Source organism: Mycobacterium sp. MAA66, assembly GCF_041261665.1.
Lineage (GTDB): Bacteria > Actinomycetota > Actinomycetes > Mycobacteriales > Mycobacteriaceae > Mycobacterium.
This window is the reverse complement of sequence record NZ_JBGCCC010000006.1, coordinates 159,540-172,608: the sequence shown is the minus strand read 5'-3', so window position 1 is coordinate 172,608 and position 13,069 is coordinate 159,540. Positions and strand designations below refer to the sequence as shown.

At 64.8% G+C, this 13,069-nt stretch carries 14 protein-coding genes; 5 read left to right on the top strand and 9 right to left on the bottom strand.

All coding sequences use genetic code 11. The features are described 5' to 3' along the window. Window positions 1–15: 15 nt before the first annotated feature. The 3 genes from ABIA30_RS18590 to ABIA30_RS18580 are packed head-to-tail and all read right to left on the bottom strand — an operon-like array spanning window position 16 to window position 2,146. Window positions 16–1,131, bottom strand: coding sequence for a hypothetical protein (locus ABIA30_RS18590; protein WP_370068001.1), 1,116 nt, complete (start codon window positions 1,129–1,131; stop codon window positions 16–18). Then, entirely contained in the window at window positions 1,128–1,619 is a 492-nt protein-coding gene (locus ABIA30_RS18585) for an ImmA/IrrE family metallo-endopeptidase (RefSeq protein ID WP_370068178.1), read from the bottom strand. Before ABIA30_RS18585 ends, ABIA30_RS18590 begins: the two co-directional genes overlap by 4 nt. Window positions 1,620–1,678: 59 nt before the next feature. Next, the gene (locus ABIA30_RS18580; RefSeq protein ID WP_370067999.1) at window positions 1,679–2,146 is read right to left on the bottom strand and encodes a hypothetical protein; all 468 of its coding nucleotides are present in this window, start codon (window positions 2,144–2,146) and stop codon (window positions 1,679–1,681) included. A gap of 848 nt (window positions 2,147–2,994) precedes the next feature. Between ABIA30_RS18580 and ABIA30_RS18575 the strand changes: the two genes are divergently transcribed. Then, complete coding sequence (locus ABIA30_RS18575; protein ID WP_370067997.1) at window positions 2,995–3,651, top strand: DUF6474 family protein; 657 nt, start codon at window positions 2,995–2,997, stop codon at window positions 3,649–3,651. A 17-nt stretch (window positions 3,652–3,668) separates the two neighbouring features. Further along, window positions 3,669–4,148 carry a ribonuclease E activity regulator RraA gene (gene rraA, locus ABIA30_RS18570; RefSeq protein WP_370067995.1) on the top strand — a complete coding sequence of 160 codons (480 nt, stop codon included), beginning with the start codon at window positions 3,669–3,671 and terminating at the stop codon, window positions 4,146–4,148. 72 nt (window positions 4,149–4,220) lie between these two features. On the opposite strand, the gene ABIA30_RS18565 is transcribed toward rraA, so the two are convergent. After that, window positions 4,221–5,690 carry a flavin-containing monooxygenase gene (locus ABIA30_RS18565; RefSeq protein ID WP_370067993.1) on the bottom strand — a complete coding sequence of 490 codons (1,470 nt, stop codon included), beginning with the start codon at window positions 5,688–5,690 and terminating at the stop codon, window positions 4,221–4,223. Between the two features lie 77 nt (window positions 5,691–5,767). Here ABIA30_RS18565 and ABIA30_RS18560 point away from each other — a divergent pair, with 77 nt between their 5' ends. Beyond that, entirely contained in the window at window positions 5,768–6,409 is a 642-nt protein-coding gene (locus ABIA30_RS18560; RefSeq protein ID WP_370067991.1) for a TetR/AcrR family transcriptional regulator, read from the top strand. 20 nt (window positions 6,410–6,429) lie between these two features. Here ABIA30_RS18560 and ABIA30_RS18555 read toward each other — a convergent pair whose 3' ends face one another. Further along, complete coding sequence (locus ABIA30_RS18555) at window positions 6,430–7,557, bottom strand: VIT1/CCC1 family protein (RefSeq protein WP_370068176.1); 1,128 nt, start codon at window positions 7,555–7,557, stop codon at window positions 6,430–6,432. 126 nt (window positions 7,558–7,683) lie between these two features. On the opposite strand from ABIA30_RS18555, the gene dinB reads away from it, so the two are divergent. Then, on the top strand, window positions 7,684–8,895 hold the full coding sequence (dinB, locus tag ABIA30_RS18550) for a DNA polymerase IV (protein WP_370067989.1): 1,212 nt from the start codon (window positions 7,684–7,686) through the stop codon (window positions 8,893–8,895). On the opposite strand, the gene ABIA30_RS18545 is transcribed toward dinB, so the two are convergent. From ABIA30_RS18545 to ABIA30_RS18535, 3 genes are read right to left on the bottom strand one after another with little or no spacing between them, the layout of a single operon-like run. Continuing rightward, complete coding sequence (locus ABIA30_RS18545; protein ID WP_370067987.1) at window positions 8,892–9,296, bottom strand: hypothetical protein; 405 nt, start codon at window positions 9,294–9,296, stop codon at window positions 8,892–8,894. The genes dinB and ABIA30_RS18545 overlap by 4 nt on opposite strands. A gap of 3 nt (window positions 9,297–9,299) precedes the next feature. Next, window positions 9,300–9,725 carry a hypothetical protein gene (locus tag ABIA30_RS18540; RefSeq protein WP_370067985.1) on the bottom strand — a complete coding sequence of 142 codons (426 nt, stop codon included), beginning with the start codon at window positions 9,723–9,725 and terminating at the stop codon, window positions 9,300–9,302. Window positions 9,726–9,735: 10 nt separating this feature from the next. Then, window positions 9,736–10,740, bottom strand: a complete 1,005-nt coding sequence (locus tag ABIA30_RS18535; protein ID WP_370067983.1) for a PHP domain-containing protein — start codon at window positions 10,738–10,740, stop codon at window positions 9,736–9,738. Between the two features lie 75 nt (window positions 10,741–10,815). Between ABIA30_RS18535 and ABIA30_RS18530 the strand changes: the two genes are divergently transcribed. Continuing rightward, window positions 10,816–11,667, top strand: a complete 852-nt coding sequence (locus tag ABIA30_RS18530) for an LLM class F420-dependent oxidoreductase (protein WP_370067981.1) — start codon at window positions 10,816–10,818, stop codon at window positions 11,665–11,667. 597 nt (window positions 11,668–12,264) lie between these two features. On the opposite strand, the gene ABIA30_RS18525 is transcribed toward ABIA30_RS18530, so the two are convergent. Then, window positions 12,265–13,044: a polysaccharide deacetylase family protein gene (locus ABIA30_RS18525; protein ID WP_370068174.1), complete on the bottom strand. Its 780-nt coding sequence runs from the start codon at window positions 13,042–13,044 to the stop codon at window positions 12,265–12,267. Window positions 13,045–13,069 lie beyond the last annotated feature (25 nt).

Below are 13,069 nucleotides of genomic sequence, written 5' to 3'. Positions count from 1 at the left end.
GATTGATCCCGACGGTCATACTTTTATGACCGTCTTTTTACGCTCCAGCGCGCGGTACTGCTCGGCAATGGCCAGGATCCACTCGCGGTCTGAGTAGACCTTCGGCTGACGCAGCCAGCTCGGCCCGGGAAAATTGGTGGCGGCCTCGTCCTGTGGAAGTTCACGCCCCAGGTAGATCCAGGTCGCGATCCGCTCGGCCTGAGCATCGGGGCCCACGCCGGTCTGCACAGAGGCCGATTCGTCGATATCGGCCCCGCTCTCCAGCGCAGCGGTCGCTTCCAGATACAGCGCATCCGAGATCAACGACATCTGCTCAGCGACCTGAAACAGCAGTGGACCCCGCGGGCGGACGCCGATCCCGATGTTCGGATGACGCTTGCTCAACTCGTTCAACAGCGGGTTGACGGCCTTCATCTCACGACGAGCACCGAACCAATCCTCCACGCTGGGCAGCAGCGACCCACCGGCTACCACCAGCATCGCGCATCCCAGCAACGTGGCTGCGGCGCCAACGCCAACCACCTGAGTGTTGCCCGCTGCGCGTAACAGGAAGAAGGCGCTCGCCAGGACGATCAACACGATGCCGAGGCTGAACACGAACAGTGCCCGACCGCGCCGCGTGCGGTTGGAATTACGGACACCTGCCCAGGCGACGAGGGTCAGCGCCAGCAACACGTAAAGCAACGGCACCAACCACGACAGCGAGTTGCCACCCGAACCCAGATTCCGGCGCAGGTATTCCTCCGGCGCCATCTCCGGCTGCTGCGGTTCGGCAAAGAACAAGACGATGGTGACCAGAGCGATCACCCCGGCCAACGAATACTGGCCGAGCGCGATCCGACGCACGATCACCAGCCGCCGCCCCGACGAAGCCGAGGTGATCATCACGCAACTGCCTGCGGCGCAGGCGATCAACGCAACCTGGCTCAGCATGCTGGAGATGTTCGGCCAGTGCAGAAGGGTGTCCAGCAGCAGGGTCAGCGGCTGCCAGTTCAGGGCGGCGACCAAGCCGAGGCTGCCCAGCGCGATAATCATGGCGGCACTGACCAGCGATTGTTTGTTGACCAGCGCCCAACCGATGCGCAGGCCGGTCGCCAGTCCGAGCAGACCGGCGATAACCCAGATGATCAACCAAACGCCTCGCCGAGACGGACCTGAACAATCGACGAGCGGTCCGAGGGCAGTCGGCCCAGACGGTAGATCAACAGCGCGGCGAAGTCTTCGGCTTCCTGCTCGGCCTGCTCGCCGGCCGGACCCATGCAACCGGTCCGCTGGTTCAGCATGTAACCGATCAGGTCTGAACTCGCGAATTCCATCGCGTCCCGCGCAGCCTCGACCACCGAGATGCCTTCGTGCTCCAGCACGAGATGCCCCAACTCATGGGCCAGCGTCCGATCGCCGGCTGGAAGGCCTTTCTGCAGCAGAAAGACGTCACGGTCGGCATATTGGCGCCACTGGCCGCAGACACCCGCGGGCAGGTCGGCCATGGTTACCTCGATCGGCCGGCCGCGATCTTCACTGACCGCCTGGACCAGGCGCGCGAGCGAGACTTCCCCTCGTCGTGGAGCGAGATCGAGCACGGCGTTGACCGCACGCGTCACGCGTCGACTTGCGGACATGTCACTCCCCTTTCCACGAAACACTACGACGAATCGCGGTACGCCGCGCCGCATATCGTTCAACTCACAAAGCGAGCTGTGCCACGGCTGCGCACCGCGTGACCGGCTCTGGCCTGTCGATAACCCAGCAATCCCCCGGCCCCGGTCAATACCAGGATGCCGGTGAATCCTGGAACTGCCACAGCCGCGACCTCACCGAGCCCAGCGGTCCGCAGGTAGTCGCCATATCCGGCGCGGAAAGACGGCTCGATGCCGAGATCGTTCCCCGCGGCGAAAGTGTCCGGCGTACGCCGCAGCGGTGGCGGTGGCACCGCCGCGGGCGGCGCCACGCTGGTCGGGCTGTCCCCTGCGCGCTCACCCGTGACCTGCGATACGTCACCGGCCCGATGGTGGCGGTTGCCGACTGCGTCAGACACCCCGACACTCGCCAGCGCCAACCGCACAGCGGCCGTGGCCAATTCGGTGAGCATCTTGACCAGCGGGTCCAGCCGCGAGGCAAGGTCGGCAGGTACGGACGCGAGCTGCATCGGCACCGACTGCAGTCCTGCCGGTATCAACCCCGTCAACGTGACATTCAACGTGGTGATCGGCAGGTGATGCGACCGGATCGGCAACCCGAATCCCGGCTGGCGGTGCTTGTGGTTGCCGCTGCCCGACGAGCCGCAGGAGTCCGGGCCGTCACCGTCACCGTCGTGGTCGTGGTCATGGTGGGCCGGATCGTGCGCAAGACCATCAGGATCCGGTTCGGTCGCAGAGGCGAATGTGACCGGCCTATCATTCGATAAAAATTTGCTGGATCCCCGCTTGCCCGGGGCTACCGGCGCCGGCAACTGGCCAGAATGACGGCCCCGGGTGTTGCTGGTCGGATCGCGCCGGGAACCATTTCCGTGACTTTTCGACGAATCCGACCCAGGGGTGCTCGCGCCATTGTCAAGCGGACTGATACCACCTGATCGGGGCTGGTTTGACTGCGCACCACCGGACCCGATTCGACCACCCGAATGCCCGGCACCTGCACTGGGGCGCGAACCGCCCGGCGAACCGCCCCCTTCGGCACCCGATCGTCCGGTATCCGCAAACGCGGGTGCACTAGCAATACCAGCTGCTAACAGCCCCGATGCTGCAATTGATGCAGCCGCGGCTATTCGCTGACGGGGTATCACAGGGTTACTTTCCGTTGAATGGCACTGATCGCGTACGTCAATTGTTATGAATTGTCGCACAACTACGCATCTCCATTTGCTGGCAGTGCCCTACCTGTCACAAAAGATCCATTAGCCACCCCCTGCCCACGACGACCGCTCGGGCGATAGGGTGGCCTCACCGGCGCACACGACTGCGCCATCGTGCTGCGACGACTCGGAGGTCAGCCGGAATGGGCCTGTTCAAACCACGTAAGAGTCGGGCGACTAGGCGTGCCGAGGCCCGCGCGATCAAGTCGAAGGCCCGGCTCGAAGCTCGGTTGTCGGCGCGAAACGAGCGGCGGCGCGACAAAGCAGATGGCCGACGCCAGACGAAGGCCACCAAGGTCGGCACCAAGGCCCAGCAAGCGCATGACAAGGCCGCGCTGAAGATTGCTGAAACCCAATTGAAAGCCGCCCAGGAGGGCAAGCTGCTGTCCCCGACCAGCATTCGCCGGGTGATGACGGTTTCGCGCTTGCTCGCCCCGGTGGCCGTGCCGCTGGTGTACCGAGCGGCGATCGCCGCGCGCGGCCTGATCGACCAACGTAAGGCGGACCAGCTGGGGGTGCCGCTGAGCCAGATCGGTCAGTTCTCCGGCACGGGTGGAGCGTTGTCGGCGCGCATCGCTGGTGCCGAACGTTCGCTGCAGCAGGTCGCACAAGGCAAGCCGAAGGACGCCGAGACCAAGCAGTTCGTGATCGCCCTCTCTGACCGGCTCAGCGACCTCTCGGCCGCGATCACCGCCGCCGAGAACATGCCGGCTGCCCAACGCCGAACCGCACAGCAGGCGATCGGCCAGCAGCTCGACGGAATCGATGCCGACCTGATGGCCAGACTGAGCGTCGCCTGAACTGAGATAATCGGCCGGTGACCATCGAACCGCGCGCCACCGCCGACCTTGTTGACGAGATCTACCCCGATGTCCGCAGCTGCGATCTGCAATTGCAGAACTATGGGGGGCGGACCGTGTTCGCCGGCCGGATCACCACGGTGAAGTGCTTCCAGGACAACGCCCTGCTGAAGTCGATCCTCTCGACCCCAGGTGACGGTGGTGTGCTGGTGGTCGACGGCGGCGGGTCTCTGCACACCGCACTGGTCGGCGACATCATCGCCGGGCTGGCCCACGACAACGGTTGGTCGGGTGTGGTCGTGAACGGACCGGTTCGCGACGCCGTCACATTGCGCACCATCGACGTCGGCATCAAGGCCCTGGGCACCAATCCCCGCAAGGGCACCAAGACCGGCGAAGGCGAGCGTGACGTGCCGGTCGAGTTCGGTGGGGTGAGGTTCATCCCGGGCGAGATCGCCTACTGCGACGAAGACGGCATCGTGCTCGTTGCCCCGTAACTGCAAGCACACGCAAAACTGCCCCCTTTTCGCATGAAAAGGGGGCAGCTTGTGCCTGTTCGGCAGGAGAAGCTAAACCCCTACAGCCGCACGATGTTTGGTGAACTGCAGCGACTCCTCGTCGACCTTGCCGTACCGGATGGTGCGCATGTCGAAGAAATAGTTCTGCTTGAGCTTCCACGGTGCCTCCGAGCCCGACTTCGGCAGGCTTTCCATGGCACGCCGGAAGTAACCCGGGGTGAAGTCCATGAACGGCTGCTCGTCGACGGCGTCGCCGGGGTGCTGGGGCTCGACCCGGTCAAACCCGTTGTCGTCCATGTAGTTCAGCACGCGGCAGATGAACTCGGAGACCAGGTCGGCCTTCAGCGTCCACGACGCATTGGTGTAACCGAAGGTGATCGCCATGTTCGGCACGCCCGAGAGCATCAGACCCTTGTAGGTCATGCTCTTGGACAGGTCGATCTGCTCGCCATTGCGGTAGCCCACTGCGCCACCGAACAGCTGCATGTTCAAACCCGTTGCGGTGACGATGATGTCGGCCTGCAGTTCTTCGCCGGAGTGCAGCTTGATGCCGGTTGCGGTGAAGGTATCGATGGTGTCGGTGACCACGTCGGCCTTGCCCGAGCGGATCGCCTTGAACAGATCGCCGTTGGGCGCCAAGCAGACTCGCTCGTCCCACGGCTTGTAGCTCGGGCTGAAATGCTTGTCGTAGTCGAAGCCCTCGGGCAGTCGGCGGGTTGCCATCTGCCGCAGCGCCTTCTTGAACACCGCCGGGAACTTTCGGGCGATCTGGTACTGCCCGGTGCTGTAACCGATCTGCTTCCACCGGTTCACGAAGTGCGCCAGGTGCTTTGGCAGATACTTGTTCGCCTGCTTGGCCACCGCGTCCTCCAGCGGCAGCGCGCCGATGTAGGTGGGTGAGCGTTGCAGCATGGTCACGTGCCCGGCTCCACCGTCGACCAGCGACGGGATCAACGTGACAGCCGTTGCGCCGGAACCGATCACGACGATCTTCTTGCCGGCGTAATCCAGGTCCTCCGGCCAATGCTGCGGATGGATGATCTGACCCTTGAAGTCCGCCGCACCCGGGAACTGAGGCGTATAGCCCTCGTCATAGTTGTAGTAGCCGCTGCACACCGACAGGAAAGACGCGGTGATCTGCTCGGCCTGGCCGTTGCGCTCGACGTTGACGGTCCATCGATTGTCGGCGTCCGACCAGTCCACCGAGGTGACCCGGTGTCCGGTACGGATGTGCTTGTCGATGCCGTTCTCGGCAGCGGCCTCGTTGATGTAGTTCCAGATCGACTCACCGTCGGCGATCGACTTGGCCGACTCCCACGGCTTGAACCGGAAGCCCAACGTGAACATGTCGGAGTCCGAGCGGATACCGGGGTACTTGAACAGGTCCCAGGTGCCACCGATGTTCTCGCGCCGCTCCAGGATCACATAGCTCTTGGACGGGCAGCGGTCCTGCAGGTGCCATGCGGTACTGATGCCGGAGATGCCGGCGCCGACGATCACAACGTCGAAATGTTCGGTCATAGAACCGACGGTATCAACACCGTGTCGAGTTGGTCAACGGTGTGTCGATAAATTCGACAAGCTGTTAAGATTCGCCCATGACCACGACCAGCTCAGCCCGGCCGGCCCGCGGGCGTCGAGCTGCCCGGCCGTCAGGCGACGACCGCGAGGCCGCCATCCTGGCGACCGCCACCGATCTGCTGCAGCAGCGTGCCTTCTCCGAGATTTCGGTCGACGACCTGGCCAAAGGCGCCGGGATCTCGCGGCCCACGTTCTACTTCTACTTCCGCTCCAAAGAGGCGGTGCTGCTGTCGCTGCTCGATCCACTGATCAAGCGCGCCGACACCGGATTCGACAACGCACTGGAGGCCATGCCGGCCGATCCGCGCCGCGCCATCCGCCGCGGCATCGAGATCTTCTTCAGTTCCTTCGGATCCCATCCGGCAACCGCCCGCGCCGGCACCGAGGCGCTCAAGATCGTCCCCGAGTTCCGCGAATTCTGGGCCGGCCTGATGCACAAGTGGATCGGACTAACCGCGGCACTGATCACCGTCGAGCGCGACCGCGGCGCCGCGCCGGACACCATTCCCGCAATGGACCTGGCGATCTCGCTGAACCTGATGAACGAGCGCACCATGATGGCGACGCTTGCCGGCGAGCAGACCGCGGTCGACCACGGCGCCGTCGTCGACACCCTCACCCACATCTGGCACACCAGCATCTACGGCATGCCGTCCTGAGTCAGCACCCCAGGTGAGGGCTAACCGGCGGACGCACCGAACAACAGCCCGAGCAGGTAAGTGGTAGCGGCGGCGCCGTAGCCGATAAGCAGTTGGCGCCCAGCAGTTTTCGCCGGCGACACACCGGAAAGCAGGCCGACGATCAGGCCGGTGCCCAACAGCGCGATGCCGACCAGTACAGCGGCGACCACCACGGCGACCGTCCCCTGCAGCCCCAGTAGGTAAGGCAGGATCGGCACCAGCGCACCGGACGCGAAGAACGAAAAACTCGACACCGCAGCCTTTGCGCCGGTACCGACCGCCTCGTGCCCGTCATCGGCGGCTTCATCTACAGCCCCCATCAACCCGGCACCACTGGGGACACTGCCGCGCAGTACGCGGGATGCGCGAGCCGCCGCATCCGCCGCGTCCATCCCCCGGGCCCGGTACACCAGCGCCAGTTCGTTGGTGTCGATGTCCAGGTGCTCCACTGCATCACCTGCGTCGGGGCGGGGCGTGGAGGCGGCCAGCAGCTCGCGTTGGGACCGCACCGATACGTACTCCCCGGCACCCATCGACAGTGCCCCCGCCAACAGGCCGGCGACACCGGCGAGCAGCACGGTGTGGTTTGATACCCCGCTGGCGCTGATTCCGAGAACCAGCGACAAGTTGCTCACCAGGCCGTCGTTGGCGCCGAATACCGCGGCCCGGAACGTGCCCGACAGTCGGCTTCGACCGCGAGCAGCCAACGCACGCACCACTTCCTCGTGGATGTGCTCGTCGGCGGCCATCGCCTCAGTGGCATCGACGTCACGGTCATAGACCGAGCGAGCCTCAGCCCGCTGAGCCAGCGCCAGCACGAACACCGACCCGAAATGGCGCGCCAAGAACGCCAGCAGGCGGCTGCGCACGTCTGGACGGCGCGGTTTTCCAACCTGATCGCCGAGCAACTGCAGCCAGTGCCGTTGATGACGCTCCTCGGCCTGAGCCAAGGCCAGCAGAATGTCGCGGTCTTCACCTGTACGCTGCCCCGCCAAATCGTGGTACACCGCTGCTTCAGCGCGCTCGTCGGCCAAATGCTGACGCCACCGACGGAGGTCGGCAGGTGATGGCCTGCGCTGCTGCTCGCCACCAGCGCCTGGGCCGGCCTGATCCTCGTCGCCGTTCATCAGCAGATCATCGCGATCAATCTCGCCGGTGTCATCCCGAATGGTTGCCGGCGGACAAATGCGCATCGAACATCCGCCGCCGCTCAGCTGGGGTCGCCAGTACATACTGCCGATTTATGCGAACATATGTTCGTGTCGATTGGTGAGCTGGCCGCGATCATGCACGCTGACCTGGACTCCTTCTATGCGTCCGTAGAGCAGCGTGACGACCCAGGCCTGCGCGGACGGCCGGTCATCGTCGGCGGCGGGGTCGTGCTGGCGGCCAGCTACGAGGCCAAGGCCTACGGCGTACACACCGCCATGGGCGGGCACGAGGCCCGCAGCCGATGCCCCGAGGCCGTCGTCGTGCCGCCGCGGATGTCCGCATACTCGGCGGCCAGCAAGGCGGTGTTCGAGGTGTTCCGGGATACCACGCCGCTGGTCGAGCCGCTGTCGGTCGACGAGGCCTTTCTCGACGTCAGCGGGCTGGGCCGGGTCTCCGGAACGCCGGTGCAGATCGGCGCGCAACTGCGCGACGCGGTGCGTGAACGGGTCGGCCTGCCTATCACGGTCGGCATCGCCCGTACCAAGTTCCTGGCCAAGGTAGCCAGTCAGCAGGCCAAACCCGATGGCCTGCTGCTGGTTCCGCCAGATCGCGAATTGGCCTTCCTGCATCCACTGCCGGTACGACGGTTGTGGGGCGTCGGAGCCAAGACCGCCGAGAAGCTGCGCGAGCACGGCGTCGAGACGGTGTCCGACGTCGCCGAGTTGTCCGAATCGGCCTTGGCCGCCATGGTCGGTGAGGGCATGGGCCGCAAACTGTTCGCGTTGTCCCGCAATATCGACAGCCGTCGAGTGAGTACCGAGACCCGGCGTCGCTCGGTCGGTGCGCAGCGGGCCGTCGGCCGCCGCGGAAATACCATGTCCGACAACGAGATCGATGCGATGGTGATCAATCTGGTGGACCGGATCAGCCGGCGGATGCGGGCCGGCGGCAAGACCGGTCGGACGGTGGTGCTGCGGTTGCGGTTCGACGACTACAGCCGCGCCACCCGCTCGCACACCATGTCCCGGTCAACTGCATCAACCGCGGAAATCCTCGGCGCGGCAAGGGGCTTGGTGGCGGCTGCCGGTCCGATGATCGCCGAGCGTGGCCTGACTCTGATCGGGTTCTCGGTATCGGGCACCGACAACGGTGGCAGCGAGCAGCTGGAGTTGCCGTTCGACGGAGCGCCCGACAATGCCACCGTCGACTGCGCCATCGATCTGGTGCGGGAGCGGTTCGGAAACGCCTGCCTGACCCGAGGCGTACTGGTCGGCACGGACCCGGGGCTGGAGATGCCGATGCTGCCCGACTAGACCACGTCGACTCGATACACCCAACCCGCGTCGGCGGCGCACCCCTGGATCGGTACCTTGATGTCGTCGGTCGTGATCAGGTAGTGCTGGCAGTTCGAGTTGCCCGACCACGACAGGTGCAGGTCGCCGGTGTCGTGGAACTCCAGCCAGTGCCGCGGATCCTCGGGGTCCCGCCGCCATTCGACCAACCGGTCCACGGCGTGCACTTCCCGCGCCTCCACGTCCAGGCGCAGATGGACCTGGAAAGTCAGCACCACGGAAAGATCCTCGAGCACTTGCCGCCAATCCGGGTCGTCCGACTTCCACTGGGCGACCAGGTCCACTTCCTCGCCAGCACCGTCGCGGATCAGCCACGGGCGGGCTGGATTGTTCAATCCCAACAATCGATCTCTCAATTCCACGCGCTATCCCAGGTGGCCTGCGACGAAACCGGCGAACAGGACCAGGAACCCACCGACCTCACCGAGGATCAACGCCACCATGCCGGCGTGCAGTCCTGCCCCGGCATGGTCGAACTGGTTCACGGTGTCGCGCCGCAGCCCGTGCTGGATGTACGCCGCAATCGCGACAACGAAGAAGAACACCAAAACCATTGCTGCCGTGAGGTTCACCCACATCGGCCAGACGCTCAGCTGGACGAACACGGCTACCAGCAGCGTCGCAAACGAGTACAGAAGCGCCGCCCGATGTGCGATGTCAACGTAGGGGTGGGCCAGATGGTCGGGGTTGACAGCCATCTGCCGGTACTTCCATACCCCCAGGATCAGCGCCAGCAGGAAGATCAAGCCGGCCGCGAAAAGCGTGACGTTGGTGGCGGTGCTCAGAACCATGGCGGTGACGCTACGCGGCCGCCCACGACAGCAGCCGTGCCACCGGCCAAGTGTTCACGATCCGGTCCGTCGGCACGCCGGCGTCGAGCGCCCGCCCGGCACCATAGCCCAGGAAATCCAGCTGACCTGGCGCGTGCGCGTCGGTGTCGATGGAGAACAGGCAACCCATCTGTAGGGCCAAGTTCAGCAGCCGGGTCGGCGGATCGCGTCGCTCTGGCCGCGAATTGATCTCCACCGCAACACCATTGGCCTCACACGCAGCGAACACCTGTTCGGCATCGAAGGTGGACTCCGGCCGGGTGCCCCGCGATCCCTCGACCAGCCGGCCGGTGCAGTGCCCGAGCACATCGGCGTACCCACCTGACACGGCCCGGACCATCCGCCGCGTCATCGCCGACGCATCCATCGACAGTTTGGAATGCACGCTGGCCACCACCACATCGAGCCGCTCCAACAGCTCGGGCTCCTGATCGAGCGTGCCGTCCTCAAGAATGTCCACCTCGATGCCGGTCAGTATCCGCATGGGGGCGAACCGATCCCGTATCTCGTCGATGACATCGAGCTGCTGGCGCAGACGGTCCGCCGAAAGCCCGTTGGCCACGGTCAGCCGTGGCGAATGGTCGGTGAGCGCACAGTATTCGTGGCCGAGGCGTTGCGCCGTGGCCATCATCTCGCTGATCGGCGCGGAGCCGTCGGACCAGTTCGAGTGCAGGTGCAGGTCGCCCTTCAAGGCAGCGCGCACCGCGCCCCCGCCGAGATCCTTTGCAGCTGAACGTAGTTCGACCAAAGTTTCGGGTTCACGCCCAGCCCATGCCTGGGCGATCACCGCAGCAGTCTTGGGGCCCACGCCTGGCAACGACTGCCAGCCGTTGGCTCGGCCGAGCTTTTCCCGCTGCTCCGAGCTCAATGCCTCGACAACATCGGCGGCCTTGCGATAGGCCATGACCCGTCGGGAATCCTCGCGGGCACGATCCTTGTAGTAGGCGATCTCGCGTAGGGCGGCCACCGGGTCCATGAGACCCAGTCTGCCAAGACAATGAACCAAAAACTCGCAGGAATTATTCGGCCCTGATCAGTAGTTTGAGAAGTCGTGCGATTCGCCTTCAAAACCTCACCGCAGAACACCACCTGGTCGGACATGCTCGCCATCTGGCAGGCCGCCGACAAAATCGACGTCTTCGAGTCCGGCTGGACGTTCGATCACTTCTATCCGATCTTCTCCGACTCCAGCGGCCCCTGTCTGGAGGGCTGGATCACCCTGACTGCGCTGGCGCAGGCCACCCAGCGGTTGCGGGTGGGCGTGCTGGTCACCGGCATCCACTACCGGCACCCGGCGGTACTGGCCAACATGGCCTCCGCGCTGGACATCGTCTCGAACGGCCGTCTGGAACTGGGCATCGGCGCCGGCTGGAACGAGGAGGAGTCCGGTGCCTACGGCATCGAGCTGGGCAGCATCAAGGAGCGGTTCGACCGCTTCGAGGAGGCCTGCGCGGTGCTCAAGGGCTTACTCACCCAGGACACCACCACATTCGACGGTAAGTACTACCAACTCACAGACGCCCGGAATGAACCCAAGGGGCCTCAGCAGCCGCACCCGCCGTTCTGCATCGGCGGCAGCGGCGAAAAGAGGACGCTGAAGATCACCGCCAAGTACGCCGATCACTGGAACTTCGTCGGCGGCCCGCCGGAAGAGTTCGCCCGTAAGCGCGACGTGCTCGCCGCACACTGCGCCGACGTCGGCCGGGACCCCAAGGAGATCACCCTGTCGGCGCACGTGCGTCTGGGCCCAGATCGCAACTACCAGCAGGTGGTCGACGAAGCGGCCGGACTGGCCGCCGAGGGGCTGGATCTGGCGATCATCTACCTGCCGCCGCCGTACGACGTTGCGGTGCTCGAGCCGCTGGCCGAGGCGATCCGCGACTCGGGCCTGCAGACTGCCTGAGCCCGTGGCCGCTGCGGTGCCTCACCTCGCTTTTCTGGAGCCGTTCGTCCAGCCGTGAATCTCGCCGGACAAACGACAACCGCCCGGCCCCTTTAAGGGTCCGGGCGGTTCAGTTCTGCGGCCGCGTCATCAGATCACAATTTGATAACGGCTAGCAAATAATAAGAGCGTATTGACGGCAGCGTTACAAATCTGCCCGATTTTGTCGCTAGACGCCGAAGCGGACGAGCTCCGCAGCAGTGACCAGGCGTTCGTGCTTGGCGGGAAACTCACGGCTCTTGACTGGGTGGCGAAGCAGGGACCAGGCAATACGTCCCATGCGCGAGCGCGATAGCGAGTTGGTGTACATGTGATCACTCCTGCGGTCTGCGATCTGCCGGACCTTGGGGCCACACTATCGCACGACCCCCGCGCTTTCATTAGAACTCCAGGCACCGGCAAACTCCAGCAGGCGCGCCGAGCTAAAATCTGATGTTTCTGATGATGCAAAAGTGACGAATGTGGCGTACGACGCTCTTAATCCCCCCTTAGATTGCGGCCCGAGTCACAGCCGCGGGTGTGACCCACCAGACAATGTGAACTACGCCACCATCGGCGTCAGGCGGGGAGCTGCCCGGGCTTACGGAACACGTCGTTGAGCGTGACCGTCCGCAGCTCGCGGTCCCGGAGCAAATCCACCAACTGCCCGTACACATGCGTCACCGGCAGATGGTTCAGATGCCCGATGACCACGGTCTGCGCGGTGAAGTACTTGGTCGCCATCTTGACGATGTAGTCCTCGGCGACGATGTTCTGATCCTCGAGCGATCCGCTCCACATGGTCGGCATCGAGTAGCCCAACTCGGTGGCGATCGAGTCGACCACCGGATTGTGGCTACCGTAGGGCGGCCGGAAATACGGCCGCGCGTCCACCCCGAACGTCGACTGCAAGAACTTGTGGTTTCGCTCCAGCTGGTCGACCACCTGGTCCTTGGGCAGCGTCGCCAGATCGGGATGCGACCACGTGTGGTTGCCCAATTGGATCTGACCCGACTCGACCAATGGCCGCAGCAGGTCGCGATTCTCGGTCCACGAGCGGTACTTGCCGTTGACGAAGTAGGTCAGCCGCAGACCGGTGTCCTTGGCCAACTGGGTGTAGCCGCGGATGACGTCGGCATTGACCCCGTCATCGAGCGTCAGCGCCAGGGTGTTGCCCGCCGAATCAGGCAGGCTGCTCAGTGCGCCGCCACCGGGCAGGGGCAGCTGCATGCCGGCCGGCTTGGGCTTGATCGGCGGCGCCGCCGCTTGGACCGGAGAGCTGTCGACGGCACAGCGGGCCAAGCCGACGCCGGCCACCACGGAGGCCGACAGCGCAACCATGAAGCGTCGACGACTCAGGGCCGAGCCTGAGCTCAGCGGCGAG

Excerpts from the sequence above, each read along its gene's own strand:
- ABIA30_RS18565 (WP_370067993.1), bottom strand. The coding sequence starts at position 5,690 with ATGACCGAACATTTCGACGTTGTGATCGTCGGCGCCGGCATCTCCGGC.
- ABIA30_RS18555 (WP_370068176.1), bottom strand. The coding sequence starts at position 7,557 with ATGAACGGCGACGAGGATCAGGCCGGCCCAGGCGCTGGTGGCGAGCAG.
- ABIA30_RS18540 (WP_370067985.1), bottom strand. The coding sequence starts at position 9,725 with ATGGTTCTGAGCACCGCCACCAACGTCACGCTTTTCGCGGCCGGCTTG.
- ABIA30_RS18575 (WP_370067997.1), top strand. The coding sequence starts at position 2,995 with ATGGGCCTGTTCAAACCACGTAAGAGTCGGGCGACTAGGCGTGCCGAG.
- ABIA30_RS18560 (WP_370067991.1), top strand. The coding sequence starts at position 5,768 with ATGACCACGACCAGCTCAGCCCGGCCGGCCCGCGGGCGTCGAGCTGCC.
- ABIA30_RS18535 (WP_370067983.1), bottom strand. The coding sequence starts at position 10,740 with ATGGACCCGGTGGCCGCCCTACGCGAGATCGCCTACTACAAGGATCGT.
- ABIA30_RS18585 (WP_370068178.1), bottom strand. The coding sequence starts at position 1,619 with ATGTCCGCAAGTCGACGCGTGACGCGTGCGGTCAACGCCGTGCTCGAT.
- ABIA30_RS18580 (WP_370067999.1), bottom strand. The coding sequence starts at position 2,146 with ATGCAGCTCGCGTCCGTACCTGCCGACCTTGCCTCGCGGCTGGACCCG.
- dinB (WP_370067989.1), top strand. The coding sequence starts at position 7,684 with ATGTTCGTGTCGATTGGTGAGCTGGCCGCGATCATGCACGCTGACCTG.